The sequence below is a fragment of the Streptomyces coryli genome, assembly GCF_011044975.1.
Classification (GTDB): domain Bacteria; phylum Actinomycetota; class Actinomycetes; order Streptomycetales; family Streptomycetaceae; genus Streptomyces; species Streptomyces coryli.
Map to the genome: position 1 here is coordinate 1 of NZ_JAAKZV010000188.1, position 16,400 is coordinate 16,400.

The window sequence follows — 16,400 nt, forward strand, 5'->3', positions numbered from 1 at the left end:
GGGAGGGAAAATTACGCCAGACCGGGGAAGAAGAGCTTCAGTTCGCGCTCTGCCGACTCCTCGGAGTCGCTCGCGTGGATCAGGTTCTCGCGGACGATCGAGCCGAAGTCGCCCCGGATGGAGCCCGGTGCCGCCGCGATCGGGTCCGTCGGGCCCGCCAGGGTCCTCAGGCCCTCGATCACGCGCTCGCCCTCCACCACCAGCGCCACCACCGGGCCGGACGCCATGAACTCCACCAGCGGCTCGTAGAACGGCTTGCCGACGTGCTCGCCGTAGTGCTGCTCCAGCACGGAGCGGTCCAGGGTGCGCAGCTCCATCGCGGCGATCTGCCAGCCGGCCTTCCGCTCGATGCGGCCGACGATCTCCCCGATCAGGCCGCGGCGGACGGCGTCGGGCTTCAGAAGGACGAGGCTGCGCTGGCTCACGGATCGGCTCCTTGTAATGCTTTGCGTACGGGACGGTGCCGCAGACATTACCCGGCGGCCGGAGCCGCCGAGCCCGGGCCCTCGTCGGCCGCCGCCCGGGCCGCCTTGATCTCGTCGACTTTGCGGCCGAAATGCACCGACGCCCACCACAGCCCGGCGAAGCAGGCCCCGAGGAAGAACATCAGCGGCACCACGAATCCGCTCAGAATCAGCCCGATCTGCAGCGCCCAGCCCAGCTGCACCGCCCCGGGCCGCGACAGCATCCCGCACAGCAGCACGCTGAGCACCATCGCCGTACCGAAGACGGCCCACACCGCGCCCGCCGACAGCTCGCTGAGCTGCATCGCCACCAGACCGGCGAAGCCGATGATGAAGAACTCACCGATCAGCGTGCTCGCACACAGCGTCCGCATCGCCGTAACCCCTATTCCTTGCCCAGCAGCAGCCGGGCCTCGCCCACGGTGATGACGGACCCCGTCACCAGCACGCCGGCCCCGGCATACTCGGCCTCTTCCTCGGCCAGCGTAATGGCGGCCTCCAGCGCGTCGTCGAGCCGCGGCTCCACGACCACCCGCTCGTCGCCGAAGACCTCGACCGCGACCGCCGCGAGCTCGTCGACGTCCATGGCGCGCTCGCTGGCGTTGCGGGTCACCACGATCTCGGCGAAGACCGGCTCGAAGGCCTCCAGCAGCCCGCGTACGTCCTTGCCGACCGTCGCGCCCACGACCCCGATGAGGCGGCTGAAATCGAACGCCTCCGAGATCCCTGCGGCGGCCGCCCGCGCGCCCGCGGGGTTGTGCGCGGCGTCCAGCACCACGGTCGGGCTGCGGCGCATCACTTCGAGCCGGCCGGGCGAGACCACCGAGGCGAAGGCCTGCCGGACGGTGTCCACATCGAGGGTGCGGGAGTGCACCGAGCCGACGCCGAAGAACGCCTCCACCGCGGCCAGCGCCACCGCCGCGTTGTGCGCCTGGTGCTCGCCGTGCACCGGCAGGAAGATGTTGTCGTACTCGCCGCCCAGGCCCCGTAGCGTCACCAGCTGCCCGCCGACCGCGATCTCGCGGGAGACGACGCCGAACTCCATGCCCTCGCGGGCCACCGTCGCGTCCACCTCGACGGCCTTCTTGAGCACCACCTGCGCGGCTTCCACCGGCTGCTGCGCCAGCACAACCGTGGCGTCCTTCTTGACGATCCCGGCCTTGTCGGCGGCGATCTCCCCGGGGGTCTCGCCCAGCACCGCCGTGTGGTCGAGGTCGATCGGCGTGATCACGGCGACCGGCGCGTCGATGACGTTGGTCGTATCCCAGCTGCCGCCCATGCCGACCTCGATCACGGCGACGTCGACGGGCGCGTCCGCGAAGGCCGCGTAGGCCATGCCGGTCATCAGCTCGAAGAAGGAGAGCGGGTTCTCCTGCCGGGCGTCGGTCATCTCCGCGTACGGCTTGATGTCGCGGTACGACTCGATGAACTTCTCCGGCGCGATGGGCTCCCCGTCCAGGACGATGCGCTCGGTGATCGACTGCAGGTGCGGGCTGGTGTAGCGCCCGGTGCGCAGGTCGCAGCCGAGCAGCAGCGCCTCGATCATGCGGGCGGTGGAGGTCTTGCCGTTCGTGCCGGTGATGTGGATGGAGGGGTACGAGCGCTGCGGCTCGCCCAGGATGTCCATCAGCATCTCGATCCGCGCCAGCGTTGGATCGATCTTCGTTTCCGGCCACCGCTGCTGCAGCTCGGTCTCGACCTCGCGCAGCTCGCGGTCGACCTCGGGGTCGCTGGGCCGGGCCGGAATGCCGTCCCCCCGCGGCGTGCCCGCCTGGGCGCGCAGGGTACGGCTGCCTGCCTCGATGACGGCGAGGTCGGGGTCGCGGTTGGTCTCCTCGCCGACGATCTCCTCGAACTGGTCGAGGGCGTCGTCGGAAGGAGTGGGATCGTCGGGGTCAGGACCTGCGGAATCGGGGCGCGCGCTCACGGGGCCAGTGTAGGAGGAGTGCGCGCCCCGGTGCGTCAGCAGCCTCCGGTGGCCTGGTGGGCGCCGATGTCGGGGGCGCAGCCGGACGGGAGTGGGTTGCCGTAGTAGTCGCGGGCGCCGTTGTCCGGGACCGCCGTGCCCGCCTTCCGCGCCGCTGATCCGGTGCCGAGGTGTACGTCCCCGGCGCCCGGGTCCGCCAGCAGCGGATCGCCGGTGATCTTGGCTGGATCGGTCGGTTCGTTCGCCGGGTGGTTGCCGTGGAAGAGGTTGTGCGACCAGGTGTGGTCGCCCGCGGTGTAGTCGAAGCCGCCGCTCCCGTGGTTCGCGAAGAGGTTGTTCGTCCACTTCACCGTGGTGCTCTGGTCCTGGTGGATGAAGTCGGTGGTCGAGCCTTCCGGCAGGTAGAAGGTGTTGTTGTAGAAGTGGGCGTTCTTCTCGCCCGCGGCCAGCAGCAGCTTCGCGCCGTCGTTGACGCTCGTGTTGTAGCGGACGACGGTCCCGGTCGACTGCGAGCCGGCCCCGCAGCCGCCGCACAGCAGCATGAAGCCGCCCTCGTTGTCGTGGCTGTAGTTGTACTGGAAGAGGGCGTTCTTCACGCCGAAGTCGGCGTCGAAGGCCATCCCGTCGTTGAGCGCCGGGAAGCGGACGTGGTGCACCTCGTTGAACTGGATCACCGGGTTGTCGCTGTTGATCGTCCAGATCCCGGCGTTGTTGCCCTTGGAGCGCATCCAGATGTCGTACGCCTCGTTGTGCTCGACCAGCCCGCGGTCGGAGGCGCGCAGCACGATGCCGTCGCCGCCGGTGTCGTGGATCTCGTTGCCGCGGAAGACGACGTTCAGCGACGGCAGCCAGTTGTTCTTGCCTGAACAGCCGTCGCCGGTGCCGTATTCGGGGCGGCACATCCACGTGGAGACGTTGGTGAGGCCCTCCCGGTCGACCTTGTAGATCTCGTTGTCCAGGGCGTACGCGCCGTCGAACCGGGTCGGCTTCTGCGTGCCGCTGACCCGGAACTGGATGCCGTTGGACCGCTTGTTGTCGTCGCCGGAGACGTGGTGGACGTAGAGGTTCTGCAGCACGATGTGGTGTCCGGTACCGAAGTCCTCCAGCTCGGCGAGGACGCCGTTGCGCTCGGCCGGGGTGGCGGCGGTGTTGGTCACCTCCAGGTCCCTGACCTCCCAGTACTGGACGTTGTAGAGGTGCACGGGCGCGTAGACCTGGCCCTCCCCCGCGATCACCGGGCGGGCGGTGCCGCTCCCGTACGCGCCGACCTGGACCGGCGCGGCCGCGCTGCCGGATCCCTTGGGCTTGAGCTGCCCTGTGCAGGTGGTGCCGCGCTTGAGGAGCAGGCGGTCGCCGGGGCCGTACGCGCGGGCGTTGGCGGCAGCGAGGGAGTTCCAGGGGGACGCGCTGCTGCCGTCGCCGCCCGCAGCGGCCGAGCAGTCGACGTAGTAGGTGGACGCGGCGGGCTTCGCCGCGGCGGACGGGCCGGGGACGGCGAGGGCTGCTGCTGCCGCCAGGGCCATGCCAAGAAGAGCTCGGAGTCGGATCACGGCCCCGGACGCTAGGGAGCGACTGATCGTACGTCAAGGGTTCTCGGATCGTTCGGTCAATCGATCAGGAGCTGGTCTAGGGTGTGCGCCATGCGTACGCCCGCGGCCGAGCGCCGTCAGCAGATCCTCGAAGTGGTGCGGGGCCAGGAAGCCATCCGCCTCGCCGACCTGGCCGCGCGGCTGAACGTCTCCCCCGTGACCGTCCGCCGCGACGTCGAGGCGCTCGCCCAGCAGGGCCTGCTGCACCGCTCGCACGGCGCGGTGCGCGCGGCCGGCGCCGCCCCCGAGCGCCCGGCGACCGCGGTGCTCGGGATGCTCGTCCCGGACGCCGCGTACTACTTCGCCGACATCATCCGCGGCGCCCGCGCGGCGGCGGCCGAGGCCGGCGCCCGCCTCGTCCTCGGCATCTCCGGCTACCGGCCCGAGGAGGACAGGACCCAGCTCGACCGCCTCACCGAATCCGGGGCCGACGCGCTCCTGCTGAGCCCGAGCTGGCCGGACGGCTTCCCCACCGACACCGAGTCCGACCAGCTGAGCCGGCTGGCCACCCCCGCCGTCCTGGTCGAGCGCCGCGCCGCCCCCGGCACCCCCGCCGCGGAGCTGGACCGGGTCAGCTCCGACCACACCCACGGCTGCTTCCTCGCCGTACGCCACCTCGCCGCCCTCGGCCACGACCGCATCCGCCTGGTCGCCCGCGCGGACAGCCCGACCGCGACGGCGGTCCGGCAGGGCTTCGCGGCGGCGGCCCTGGCACTGGACCTCCCCGCCCAGGAGCCGCTCGCGGGCGGGCCCGGCGAACTGGAGCGGGCGGCCGGCCAGTTGGCGGCGGCAGTGGCGGCCGGCGAGACGCGGGCGGTGCTGGTGCACAACGACATCGACGCCATCGCCCTGGTGCAGCGGCTGCACACGCACGGCGTGCGCGTCCCCGACGACCTCGCGCTCATCGCGTACGACGACGAGATGGCCGCCCTCGCGGACACCCCGCTGACCGCCGTGGCCCCGCCCAAGCGCGCCGTCGGCGAGGCGGCGGTGCGGCTGGCGCTGCGCCGCATGGGCGCCGCGCCCGATCCCGGGACACACATCGAACTGCTGCCGGAGCTGCGGGTCCGGGAGTCCTGCGGGGTTTAAGTCGCGTACACGACATAGCACATAAGAGGCCGCTTACGACCTTGTCCGTCCCATTTGCCATACTTGGCGGTTCGGGTAGGCAAAGGGCGGGAGCCACGATGAGCAAGCAGACGTCGTACAGCGGTCGGGACCTCGGCATAGACCTGGGGACGGCGAACACCCTGGTCTACGTCCAGGGCAAGGGCGTGGTGCTCAACGAGCCCTCGGTCGCGGCCGTCAACTCCCATACCGGCGAGGTCATGGTCGTCGGCGCCGACGCGAAGAAGACCATCGGCCGCACCCCCTCCGGCATCACCGCCGTCCGCCCGCTGCGCGACGGCGTGATCGCGGACTTCGAGATCGCCGAGCGGATGCTGCGGCACTTCATCAAGAAGGTCGTCGGCAGCCGCTTCTTCCGCCGCGGCCCGCGCGTCGTCATCTGCGTCCCCTCCGGCATCACGGGCGTCGAGCGCCGCGCCGTGATCGAGGCCGCGGGCCGCGCGGGCGCGCAGCAGGTGCACCTCATCGAGGAGCCGCTCGCCGCCGCGATCGGTGCCGGGCTGCCGGTGGCGGAGCCGACCGGCTGCATGGTCGTGGACGTCGGCGGCGGCACGACGGAGGTCGCCGTGATCTCGCTCGGCGGCATCGTCTCCGCCCGTTCGGTACGGGTCGCGGGCGACGCGATGGACACCGCCATCGCCGCGTACGTCCACAAGGAGATGGGCCTGGCGCTCGGCGAACGCTCCGCCGAGGAGCTGAAGATGTCCATCGGCTCGGCCTCGCCCGGGATCCTCTCCCCTGCCGGACTCGGCGCGCTGATGGACCAGCTGGCCAAGGACCCGGAGCTGCGCGAGGCGGCGGCCGGCGACCCCGAGGAGACGGCGGGGCTGCGGGCCCCGGACAAGTGCGTGGTCCGCGGCCGCGAGCTGGCGACCGGGCTGCCGCGGACGCTGGAGCTGTCCGAGGAGCAGATCCGGCACGCGCTGGCCGAGCCGGTCGAGTCGATCATCGCGGCGGTCCGGGAGACCTTCGACGACTGCCCGCCGGAGCTGGCGGGCGACATCGTCGACCGGGGGCTGGTGCTGACCGGCGGCGGCGCGCTGCTGCGCGGGCTCGATCAGCGGCTGCGGCAGGAGCTGGGGATTCCGGTGACGGTGGCGGACGATCCGCTGAACTGCGTGGTGCAGGGCACCGGGCAGTGCGTGGAGGACTTCGAGCGGCTGAAGTCCGTGCTGGACACGGGGGGTTCGCGGAAGCTGCTGCTCGCGGGCGCGGCCTGAGGGTTCGCTGCGAGTGCCGCCCGGTGCGGGACAGGCGGAGTCCCGTATTCCTTGATCGTGTGTCAGCGCCGCCCCGTAGGCTGAGGTCATGCGTACCGCCCCCGCTCCAGCCGCCCGCCGGGCGGCGAAGGAGCGGACGAGGCGGCCGATGCGGCCCGGGCCCGTGCCGCGGGCGATATGGCGTTACGTGCGCCGGCTGGATCTCGGCCCGTGGCTGGCCGACCGGGCCGGGCGGGTGCGGCGGGGGCTGGTCATGGCCGGTGCGCTCGGGGCGCAAGTGGCGCTGGCCGCAGCGCATACCGGGCAGGCGCGGATGATCTCCGAGGGGCGCACGCCGCTGCGTGAGGGAGCCGTGTGGTTCGCCGGTACGGCGGTCGCGCTGCTGCTCGCGCGGGTCGCGATGGGGCTCACGGCGGCCTGGACGGCCCGCGTCGCCTTCGGCGGGACGGGGTCCGCGCGGGCGACCCTCGCCGTGCTGTGGAGCGTGGCGCCGCTCGCCGCCCTGCCGGTCTACGCCGTCGCGTACGCCGCACCCGCCGGGTCCGGCTGGCTGGAGATACCGCGCGCGCTCTGCTGGGGCTGGCTGGCCTGGCAGTGCACGGACCACGTGCACCGGGTGCAGGGCATAACCCGGCGGAAGGCCTTCCTCGCCTGCACGCTGCTGCTGCTCGGCGAGTTCCTGCTGGTGGCGTTCACGCTGCCGAGCGGGTAAAGCGTCTTGATTGGCTTGGTGATCTACCGGACTGGGTCGCGGGCATCGGTTCCGGCATAGTCGTAGGTCCAGCCTGAAGCGGTATCGCGGTCGAGAGCGAGCGTGTAGACGTGCCAGACGTTGTCCGTGAGCCGAGCGGCGCCCTGCCGTGAGGGCCGCTGGCCGTGCTCGCCCAGCTCCACGATGCGAGTTATCGGCACTCATGTCCGCAGCGAATCACCACCGCAGTGGTTACAGGAAGGGCAGACGCTTCGGCGCTGGGCGAACGGACTGGTGGCTCTGCGGCAGCACGTGAGAGCGCTCGCGATGCCGACAAAGGCCAGGAAGAGCTCGGCCTTGCGCTCGTAGCGGCGGTGCGGACGGAGGCAGCCGTTAGGCCAAGACACCGTGCGCTCGACGTGATACGCCGGTGCACCGTCTGCCAGGAGGCCTCGAAGGCCGGCGGCAGCTGCCGTCAGCTGCCGCCCACCAGCCGCTCGACCATCCCCATTGCCGGGACAACGAGCGAGCACCAATCGAGACAACCGTCTAAGTCCCCGCCCGGCAGCGCGCCTCTGCCTGCTTACGCCTTGGGCAACGAATCGAGCTGCGTCTGGATACGGGCGATGTCCGCATCCGCCGTGGACAGCCGGGTGCGGATCTTCTCGACCACGTTGTCCGGGGCCTTGGCGAGGAAGGCCTCGTTGCCGAGCTTGGCCTCCGACTGCTTCTTCTCCTTCTCGGCGGCCGCCAGGTCCTTCGTCAGCCGCTTGCGCTCGGCGGCGAAGTCGATCGCGCCGGAGAGGTCGAGGGAGATCTTCGCGCCGGAGACCGGGAGCGACGCCGTCTCGCTGAAGCCGGCGCCCTCGGGCTGCAGCCGCAGCAGCTGGCGCGCCGCCGCGTCGTGGGCGTCAAGTCCCGTATCGCCGAAGTCGATCCGGGCCGGCACCCGCTGGCCCGGCTGCAGGCCCTGATCCGAGCGGAAGCGGCGGACCTCGGTGATGACCTGCTGCAGCTTGGCGATCTCCGCCTCGGCGGCCGCGTCCCGGAAGCCGGAGTCGGTCGGCCAGTCGGCGATGACGACCGACTCGCCGCCCGTGAGCGTGGTCCACAGGGACTCGGTCACGAACGGGACGACCGGGTGCAGCAGCCGCAGCATCACGTCCAGGACCTCGCCCAGGACGCGGCGCGAGGCGTCGGCCGCCGGGCCGCCCTCGGCGAAGGTGGTCTTGGACAACTCCACGTACCAGTCGAAGACCTCGTCCCACGCGAAGTGGAAGAGCGCGTCGGAGAGCTTCGCGAACTGGTAGTCCTCGTAGTACGCGTCGACCTCGGCCACGACCGCGTTCAGCCGGGAGAGGATCCAGCGGTCGGTCGAGGAGAGCTGCTCGACGGGCGGCAGCGGCCCCTCCACCGTCGCGCCGTTCATCAGCGCGAAGCGGGTGGCGTTCCAGACCTTGTTGGCGAAGTTACGGGACCCCTGGACCCAGTCCTCGCCGATCGGCACGTCCACGCCGGGGTTGGCGCCGCGGGCGAGGGTGAAGCGGACGGCGTCGGAGCCGTACTTGTCCATCCAGTCCAGCGGGTCCACGGCATTGCCGAAGGACTTCGACATCTTCTTGCCGAACTGGTCGCGCACCATGCCGTGCAGCGCGATCGTGTGGAACGGCTCCTGGCCGTCCATCGCGTACAGGCCGAACATCATCATCCGGGCGACCCAGAAGAAGAGGATGTCGTAGCCGGTGACCAGGACGGAGTTCGGATAGAACTTCGCCAGGCTGTCCGTCTCCTCCGGCCAGCCCATCGTCGAGAACGGCCACAGGCCGGACGAGAACCACGTGTCGAGCACGTCGGTGTCCTGGGTCCAGCCGTCGCCGCTCGGCGGCTCCTCGTCCGGGCCGACGCAGACGATCTCGCCGTTCGGGCCGTGCCACACCGGGATCCGGTGGCCCCACCACAGCTGCCGGGAGATGCACCAGTCGTTGAGGTTGTCGATCCAGCCGAAGTAGCGGGACTCCATCTCCTTCGGGTGCACCTTCACCCGGCCGTCGCGGACGGCGTCCCCGGCGGCCTTGGCGAGCGGACCGACCTTGACCCACCACTGCATCGACAGCCGCGGCTCGACGGTGGTCTTGCAGCGCGAGCAGTGGCCGACGGAGTGCACGTACGGGCGCTTCTCGGCGACGATCCGGCCCTCGGCGCGCAGCGCGGCGACGATGGCGCTACGGGCCTCGAAGCGGTCCTGGCCGAGGAACGGGCCGTGCGCGGTGATCACACCGTGCTCGTCGAGGACGTTGAGGTTCTCGAGGTTGTGGCGGCGGCCGATCTCGAAGTCGTTCGGGTCGTGCGCCGGGGTCACCTTGACCGCGCCGGAGCCGAACTCCGGGTCCACGTGCTCGTCGGCGACGATCGGGATCCGGCGCCCGGTGAGCGGCAGCTCGATCTCGGTGCCGACGAGGTGTGCGTAGCGCTCGTCGTCGGGGTGCACGGCCACGGCGGTGTCGCCGAGCATGGTCTCGGCGCGGGTGGTGGCCACGACGATGGACGCGTCGCCGTCCCCGTAGCGGATGGAGACGAGCTCGCCGTCGTCCTCCTGGTACTCCACCTCGATGTCGGAGATGGCGGTCAGGCAGCGCGGGCACCAGTTGATGATGCGCTCGGCGCGATAGATCAACTCATCGTCGTAGAGCCGCTTGAAGATGGTCTGGACGGCGTCGGAGCAGCCCTGGTCCATCGTGAAGCGCTCGCGGTCCCAGTCGACGCCGTCGCCGAGGCGGCGCATCTGGCCGGAGATCTTGCCGCCGGACTCGGCCTTCCACTGCCAGACGCGCTCGATGAACGCCTCCCGGCCGAGGTCGTGCCGGGACTTGCCCTCCTTGGCGAGCTCGCGCTCGACGACGTTCTGGGTGGCGATGCCGGCGTGGTCCATGCCGGGCTGCCAGAGCGTCTCGTAGCCCTGCATCCGCTTGCGCCGGGTGAGGGCGTCGATCAGCGTGTGCTCGAAGGCATGGCCGAGGTGCAGGCTGCCGGTGACGTTCGGCGGCGGGATGACGACGGTGTACGGCTCCTTGCCGCTCTTCTCGTCCGCCTTGAAGTAACCGCGCTCTACCCAGCGCTCGTACAGCGGAGCCTCTACCTCCGCCGGGGTGTACTGCGTGGGAAGTTCTGCTGCGCTGCTCTGGGGATTAGTCACGTCGGTCACGACGCTCAGTCTACGGGGGCGCGGGGGCTGGATTTGCCCGGACGCCGGGTGGGCGGGACCGGCGCTCGGGGAGATTCGGTGAGGAATTGCGGGGCGAAGCGGACGAATTCCGAGGGCGGGCGAGCATGCGCGGCTGAGGTTCGACAGTATGTGCGCCAGTAGTCACACACGGAGGGGACCGCAACATGAGCTACAACCAGCCGCCACAGCAACCCGGCCCGTACGGCGGCGGTCAGCCAGGTCCGTACGGCCAGCCCGGTCCCTACGGCCAGCCTCAGCAGCAGCCGGACCCGAACCCGTACGGCCAGCCCGCCGGCCAGCCCGGCTACGGCTACCCGCAGCAGGGCGGCCAGCAGGGCTACGGGCAGCAGCAGCCGCCGCAGGCCCCGAATCCGTACGGTCAGCAGCCCCAGCCCGGCTACGACCAGCAGCAGGCCTACGGCCAGCAGCAGCCGCCCTACGGCCAGCCCCCGGCGCCGCCCCAGGGCGGTGGCAACAGCGGCAAGACGATCGCCATCATCGTGGCCGCGGTGGTCGCGGTCGCGGCGATAGGTTTCGGCGGCTACGCGCTGCTCGGCGGTGACGACGACGGCGGCAAGAAGAAGGGCAAGGGGAACTCCGCGGACGGCGGCAAGGACAAGCCCAAGGTCCCCACCAAGAAGTACAAGCTCACCACCCCGGAGACGGTGGCCGGTCAGTACACCAAGGACCCGGCCAGTACCCCGACCACCGGCTTCAGCTCGTCCGAGAAGGCGGAGCTGCAGAAGCTCGGCGCGACCATCGACGACGACGTCTCCGCCGGCTACAAGTCGGGCACCCAGGAGACCGCGAAGCAGCTGAACTTCGCCGGTGCCTACGGGGAGTTCAAGGACCCCGAGGCGCTCCTGGACAAGGCCTTCGAGAAGATGGCCGAGGGCATGACGGAGGACACCGACTCGACCGGGCGGACGAAGACCGAGCTGGTCGGCAGCCCCGAGGACATGAACCCGGCGGGCCTCGACCAGGGCGCCAAGATGAAGTGCCAGGACATCAAGGTCACGATCCTGTCGGGCGAGCTGAAGGGCAAGAGCGCCACGGTGCCGAACTGCCTGTGGGCCGACCACAGCACGATGGCGCTGGTGCAGATCACGGACCCGACCGCGGTGCTCACGGGCGCGGGCCCGAGCCTGGAGGACGCGGCGTCGACGACGGCGCAGGTCCGTAAGGACACCAGGGTCGAGATCAAGTAAGCCTCGGGACACACGGAAAGGGCCGCCCCTCGGGGGCGGCCCTTTCGCGTACGTGCTGCTATGCGCTCTTCTCGTGGCGCTGGCCGGACTCCGCGGAGCGGGAACGCGGCACCAGGGTCGGGTTCACATTCGAGTGCACGACGTCCTCGGTGATGAGGACCCGGGCCACGTCCTTGCGGGACGGCACCTCGTACATCGCCGACATCAGCACCTCTTCGATGATGGCGCGCAGTCCGCGGGCACCGGTGCCGCGCAGGATCGCCTGGTCGGCGATGGCCTCCAGCGCCGGGGTGTCGAACTCCAGCTCCACACCGTCGAGTTCGAAGAGCCGCTGGTACTGCTTGACCAGCGCGTTCTTCGGCTCGATGAGGATCTGCAGCAGCGCCTCGCGGTCGAGGTTGTGCACGGAAGTGATCACCGGGAGGCGGCCGATGAACTCCGGGATCATCCCGAACTTCACCAGGTCCTCCGGCATGACCTCCTGGAACTGATCGCTGGCCTCGAGCTCCCGCTTGGAGCGGATCGTGGCCCCGAAGCCGATGCCCTTGGCACCCGCCCGCGACTCGATGATCTTCTCCAGACCGGCGAAGGCGCCGCCCACGATGAACAGCACATTCGTGGTGTCGATCTGGATGAACTCCTGATGCGGGTGCTTCCGTCCGCCCTGCGGCGGCACCGACGCCGTGGTCCCCTCGAGGATCTTCAGCAGCGCCTGCTGCACGCCCTCGCCGGAGACGTCGCGCGTGATCGACGGGTTTTCGCTCTTACGGGCGACCTTGTCGATCTCGTCGATGTAGATGATGCCGGTCTCGGCCTTCTTGACGTCGTAGTCGGCGGCCTGGATCAGCTTCAGCAGGATGTTCTCGACGTCCTCGCCGACATAGCCGGCCTCGGTCAGCGCCGTGGCGTCGGCGATCGCGAAGGGGACGTTCAGCATCCGGGCGAGGGTCTGCGCCAGCAGCGTCTTACCCGACCCTGTCGGCCCCAGCAGCAGAATGTTGGACTTGGCCAGCTCGATGCCGTCCTCGCCCTTCTGCGAGCCGTTCTCGCCGGCCTGGACGCGCTTGTAGTGGTTGTAGACCGCCACGGAGAGCGACTTCTTCGCCGCGTCCTGGCCCACAACGTAGTTCTCGAGGAACTCGTAGATCTCGCGCGGCTTGGGCAGCTCGTCCCAGCGCACTTCGGAGGTCTCGGCGAGCTCCTCCTCGATGATCTCGTTGCAGAGGTCGATGCACTCATCGCAGATATACACGCCGGGACCTGCGATGAGCTTCTTCACCTGCTTCTGGCTCTTGCCGCAGAACGAGCATTTCAGCAGGTCGCCGCCGTCACCGATGCGTGCCACGAGGTGCTTCCCCTTCGCCATGGGATCCGCGCTTGCTTGCCGGGCGGAACCTGGTTGCCTATCGACGGTACCTTGCCGGACCCCCCGAACGGCCCCCCTTGCGCTCAACTCACTTGGAGGTGGCCGTCACAGGGGGGCCGGGGGGCGACAATACGCCGCTGTCGTCGGCTGTCAGCCGCCCATCGACGTGGACATCTTGCGGGTGGACACGATCTGGTCGACCAGACCGTACTGGAGGGCGTCCTCGGCCGTGAGGATCTTGTCGCGCTCGATGTCGTCGCGGATCTTCTCGATCGGGGTGCTGGAGTGCTTGGCCAGCATCTCCTCCAGCTGGGACCGCATCCGGAGGATCTCCTGCGCGGCGATCTCCAGGTCGGAGACCTGGCCGCGGCCGGTCTCGCTGTACGGCTGGTGGATCAGGATGCGGGCGTTCGGCAGCGCCATCCGCTTGCCCGGCGTACCGGCGGCGAGCAGGACGGCGGCGGCCGAGGCGGCCTGCCCCATGCACACCGTCTGGATGTCCGGCTTCACGAACTGCATGGTGTCGTAGATCGCCGTGAGGGCCGTGAAGGAACCACCGGGCGAGTTGATGTAGACCGAGATGTCGCGGTCCGGGTCCATCGACTCCAGGCACAGCAGCTGCGCCATGACGTCGTTGGCGGACGCGTCGTCGATCTGCACGCCGAGGAAGATCACCCGCTCCTCGAAGAGCTTCGCGTACGGGTCGTACTCGCGCACGCCCTGCGAGGTGCGCTCGACGAAGCGCGGGATGACGTAACGGGACTCGGCGCCGAGCTCACCGGCGCCCTCGGCCTGCGTGCGGTCGTAGAGGCCGCTGCCGGGGAAGTTCTGCATCGTGGTGTTCCGTCCTGCGGTGGAGTGGGCTGGTAGGCGGTCCGGTCGGGGCTCGCGGGCGCTGTGTCTCAGGCCCCGGTGCCGCCACCGCCCGGGATCAAGCCGGCAGAGGCGATGACCTCGTCGATCAGGCCGTATTCCTTGGCCTCCTCGGCGTTGAACCAGCGGTCGCGGTCCGCGTCGTGGGTCCACTGCTCGAGGGTCTGGCCGGTGTGCTGCGCGGAGAGCTGGCCCAGGCGCTTCTTGGTACGGATCAGCTGCTCGGCGTGGATCTTGATGTCCGAGGCGGAGCCCGCCAGGCCGGCCGAGGGCTGGTGAATCAGGATCTCGGCGTTCGGCAGCGCGTACCGCTTGCCCGGGGTGCCGGCGCTGAGCAGGAACTGCCCCATCGACGCGGCGAGGCCCATGGCGATGGTGACCACGTCGTTCTTGATGAACTGCATGGTGTCGTAGATCGCCATGCCGGCGGTCACCGAGCCGCCCGGGCTGTTGATGTAAAGGTTGATGTCCTTGTCCGGGTCGGCGGCAAGGAGGAGCAGCTGCGCCGTGATCTTGTTGGCGATGTCGTCGTCGACCGGCTGCCCGAGGAAAATGATCCGCTCGTTGAGCAGCCTGTTGTAGACCTGGTCGCCGAGGCCGCCGGCCATCTCGCCCGGGGCGGAAAGCATCGGGTTCGTCACGTGTCCACCTGCTCGCGTAGTCCGGCGGCCCTGGGCCGCCTACTGGTTCTCTCTAACTTGCTATGGACCCTAACGCGCTGGTCGATGGGTGCCATCCCGGTTCCAGAACTGTTCGCTGTGAGCGCAGGCCCCTGGCGGGGGGCCGACCCGCATTTCAAGCCCGTCCGGCGTTTGAGGACGAGGCGCGCCAGCGCCGATAGGGGGTCTGGGGGCGGAGCCCCCAGGGCCACTCGCAGACGCAAGCGGGCCCCGCCACGCACACCGGCGCGGCAGGGCCCCCTTCGACTGCGGCTGAGACTCAGGCCTCAGTCTTCTCCGCGGCCTTGTCCTCGGTCACCTCGTCCGCGTCAGCGGACACCGTCTCGGCGGTCTCGTCCTCGTCGTCGAGGTCCACGACCTCGCCGTTCGTGTCCTTGACCGTCGCGGCCTCGACCACGATCGCCAGCGCCTTGCCGCGCGCGACCTCGCCCACGAGCATCGGCACCTGGCCGCCCTCGACGACCGCCTGCGCGAACTGGTCCGGCGACATCCCGGAGCCGGCGGCACGGCGCATGAGGTGCTCGGTGAGCTCCTCCTGGCCGACGTTCACCTGCTCCTTGTTGACGAGCTCGTCGAGCACGAACTGGGTCTTGATGCCCTTGGTCGCCTGCTCCTCGGTCTCCTTCTCGAACTCCTCCTCCGACTTGCCCTGCATCTTCAGGTAGCCGGCGAGGTCCAGGCCCATCTGCCCGAGCTGGTGGTGCTCGAGGTTGTGCTTACGGGTCTGGATCTCGTCCGCGAGGAGCTTCTCGGGAACGGGGATCTCGATGAGCCCGATGAGCTCGTCGAGGACCTTCTCCTGAGCCTGCGTCGCCTGGTCGTACTTCTTGGTCTGCTCGAGGCGCTTGCGGCTGTCCGCGCGCATCTCCTCGAGGGTGTCGAACTCGCTGGCCAGCTGGGCGAAGTCGTCGTCCAGCTCCGGCAGCTCGCGCTGGGCGACCTGGGTGACCTTGACGGTGACCTCGGCCTCCTTGCCCGCCGCGGTGCCGCCCTTGAGCTCGGAGGTGAAGGTGGCCTCGCCACCGGCCTCGAGGCCCGTAACGGCGTCGTCGATGCCGTCGAGCAGCTCGCCGGAGCCGATGGTGTACGAGACGCCCTGGGCGACGCCGTCCTCGAGGACCTCGCCGTCGACCTTGGCCTCGAGGTCGACGGTGACGACGTCACCCTCGGCGGCGGCACGCTCGACGGGGGACGTGGAGGCGAAGCGCTCGCGCAGCTGCTCCACGGCCTTGTCGACGTCCTCGTCGCTGACCTCGATGGGGTCGACCTCGACCTCGATGCCGGAGTAGTCCGGGATCTCGATCGCCGGGCGGATGTCCACCTCGGCGGTGAAGGTCAGGGTCTCGTTGTCCTTGAGGTCGGTGATGTCGACCTCGGGCTGGCCGAGCGGGTTGAGGTCACCCTCGTTGACCGCCTCGGTGTAGAACTTCGGAAGCGCGTCATTGACGGCCTCCTCGAGCACGGCGCCGCGACCGAACCGCTGGTCGATGACGCGCGCCGGGATCTTGCCCTTCCGGAAGCCCGGCACCGTGACCTGCTGGTTGATCTTCTTGTACGCCGCGTCGAGGCTGGGCTTGAGCTCCTCGAAGGGCACCTCGACAGTGAGCCGAACCCGGGTCGGGTTCAGGTTCTCCACGGCGCTCTTCACGGTACGGTCTCCTTGGGGCTGACATCTTTGGGATCTGCATGGGGAGCGCCCTGGTCCGGCCCCTTTGTCCCAGGGGCCGCACATGCCGCGCATGAGAGCCGCGCGGGCACACACGAGAGCGCAGCTTGCATAGTACCGGCAGGCTGAAGCGCTCCCGAAACGGGATCATCGTGAGGAACCTCATGCGACCGGCCCGCTACGGCCGGCTACCGGTGGCTTCGCTGATCAGTGGTCGGGGTGGCCGGATTCGAACCGACGACCTTCCGCTCCCAAAGCGGACGCGCTACCAAGCTGCGCCACACCCCGCTGGTGCGAGCAGCAGAGTACACGCCTCCAGCACACCGCATCGCCCGAATACCCCGCAGGTCGCGGCCCCCGCCCTG

At 69.8% G+C, this 16,400-nt stretch carries 13 protein-coding genes and 1 tRNA gene; 4 read left to right on the forward strand and 10 right to left on the reverse strand.

What is annotated here, in order from left to right; genetic code table 11:
* Window positions 1-11: 11 nt before the first annotated feature.
* The 4 genes from ndk to G5C51_RS44140 are packed head-to-tail and all read right to left on the reverse strand — an operon-like array spanning window position 12 to window position 3,941.
* Window positions 12-425, reverse strand: coding sequence for a nucleoside-diphosphate kinase (ndk, locus tag G5C51_RS30415; protein ID WP_165241928.1), 414 nt, complete (start codon window positions 423-425; stop codon window positions 12-14).
* 47 nt (window positions 426-472) lie between these two features.
* Window positions 473-838, reverse strand: coding sequence for a DUF4233 domain-containing protein (locus G5C51_RS30420; protein ID WP_165241930.1), 366 nt, complete (start codon window positions 836-838; stop codon window positions 473-475).
* Window positions 839-849: 11 nt separating this feature from the next.
* Window positions 850-2,391: a bifunctional tetrahydrofolate synthase/dihydrofolate synthase gene (gene folC / locus G5C51_RS30425; RefSeq protein ID WP_165241932.1), complete on the reverse strand. Its 1,542-nt coding sequence runs from the start codon at window positions 2,389-2,391 to the stop codon at window positions 850-852.
* A 35-nt stretch (window positions 2,392-2,426) separates the two neighbouring features.
* On the reverse strand, window positions 2,427-3,941 hold the full coding sequence (locus G5C51_RS44140) for a right-handed parallel beta-helix repeat-containing protein (RefSeq protein WP_165241934.1): 1,515 nt from the start codon (window positions 3,939-3,941) through the stop codon (window positions 2,427-2,429).
* Between the two features lie 90 nt (window positions 3,942-4,031).
* Here G5C51_RS44140 and G5C51_RS30435 point away from each other — a divergent pair, with 90 nt between their 5' ends.
* From G5C51_RS30435 to G5C51_RS30445, 3 genes are all read left to right on the forward strand, one after another.
* Window positions 4,032-5,069 carry a LacI family DNA-binding transcriptional regulator gene (locus tag G5C51_RS30435; protein WP_165241936.1) on the forward strand — a complete coding sequence of 346 codons (1,038 nt, stop codon included), beginning with the start codon at window positions 4,032-4,034 and terminating at the stop codon, window positions 5,067-5,069.
* A gap of 98 nt (window positions 5,070-5,167) precedes the next feature.
* Complete coding sequence (gene mreB / locus G5C51_RS30440) at window positions 5,168-6,328, forward strand: rod shape-determining protein (protein WP_165241938.1); 1,161 nt, start codon at window positions 5,168-5,170, stop codon at window positions 6,326-6,328.
* Window positions 6,329-6,416: 88 nt separating this feature from the next.
* Window positions 6,417-7,040, forward strand: a complete 624-nt coding sequence (locus G5C51_RS30445) for a hypothetical protein (RefSeq protein ID WP_165241940.1) — start codon at window positions 6,417-6,419, stop codon at window positions 7,038-7,040.
* Between the two features lie 562 nt (window positions 7,041-7,602).
* Here the strand turns inward: G5C51_RS30445 and G5C51_RS30450 are convergent.
* On the reverse strand, window positions 7,603-10,221 hold the full coding sequence (locus G5C51_RS30450; protein WP_165241942.1) for a valine--tRNA ligase: 2,619 nt from the start codon (window positions 10,219-10,221) through the stop codon (window positions 7,603-7,605).
* Window positions 10,222-10,406: 185 nt separating this feature from the next.
* Between G5C51_RS30450 and G5C51_RS30455 the strand changes: the two genes are divergently transcribed.
* Window positions 10,407-11,450 (forward strand): hypothetical protein, encoded by a 1,044-nt coding sequence (locus tag G5C51_RS30455; RefSeq protein WP_165241944.1) that lies wholly within the window; start codon window positions 10,407-10,409, stop codon window positions 11,448-11,450.
* A 58-nt stretch (window positions 11,451-11,508) separates the two neighbouring features.
* Here G5C51_RS30455 and clpX read toward each other — a convergent pair whose 3' ends face one another.
* The 5 genes from clpX to G5C51_RS30480 all read right to left on the reverse strand — a co-directional run bounded on the left by clpX (window position 11,509) and on the right by G5C51_RS30480 (window position 16,323).
* Complete coding sequence (gene clpX, locus G5C51_RS30460; RefSeq protein ID WP_165241946.1) at window positions 11,509-12,795, reverse strand: ATP-dependent Clp protease ATP-binding subunit ClpX; 1,287 nt, start codon at window positions 12,793-12,795, stop codon at window positions 11,509-11,511.
* 171 nt (window positions 12,796-12,966) lie between these two features.
* Window positions 12,967-13,650: an ATP-dependent Clp protease proteolytic subunit gene (locus G5C51_RS30465; RefSeq protein WP_165241948.1), complete on the reverse strand. Its 684-nt coding sequence runs from the start codon at window positions 13,648-13,650 to the stop codon at window positions 12,967-12,969.
* A gap of 68 nt (window positions 13,651-13,718) precedes the next feature.
* Window positions 13,719-14,330 carry an ATP-dependent Clp protease proteolytic subunit gene (locus G5C51_RS30470; protein WP_338118360.1) on the reverse strand — a complete coding sequence of 204 codons (612 nt, stop codon included), beginning with the start codon at window positions 14,328-14,330 and terminating at the stop codon, window positions 13,719-13,721.
* 298 nt (window positions 14,331-14,628) lie between these two features.
* A complete protein-coding gene (gene tig / locus G5C51_RS30475; protein WP_165241950.1) occupies window positions 14,629-16,017 on the reverse strand; it encodes a trigger factor in 1,389 nt (462 codons plus the stop codon).
* A 229-nt stretch (window positions 16,018-16,246) separates the two neighbouring features.
* A tRNA-Pro gene (locus G5C51_RS30480) sits at window positions 16,247-16,323 on the reverse strand.
* Window positions 16,324-16,400: the final 77 nt, after the last annotated feature.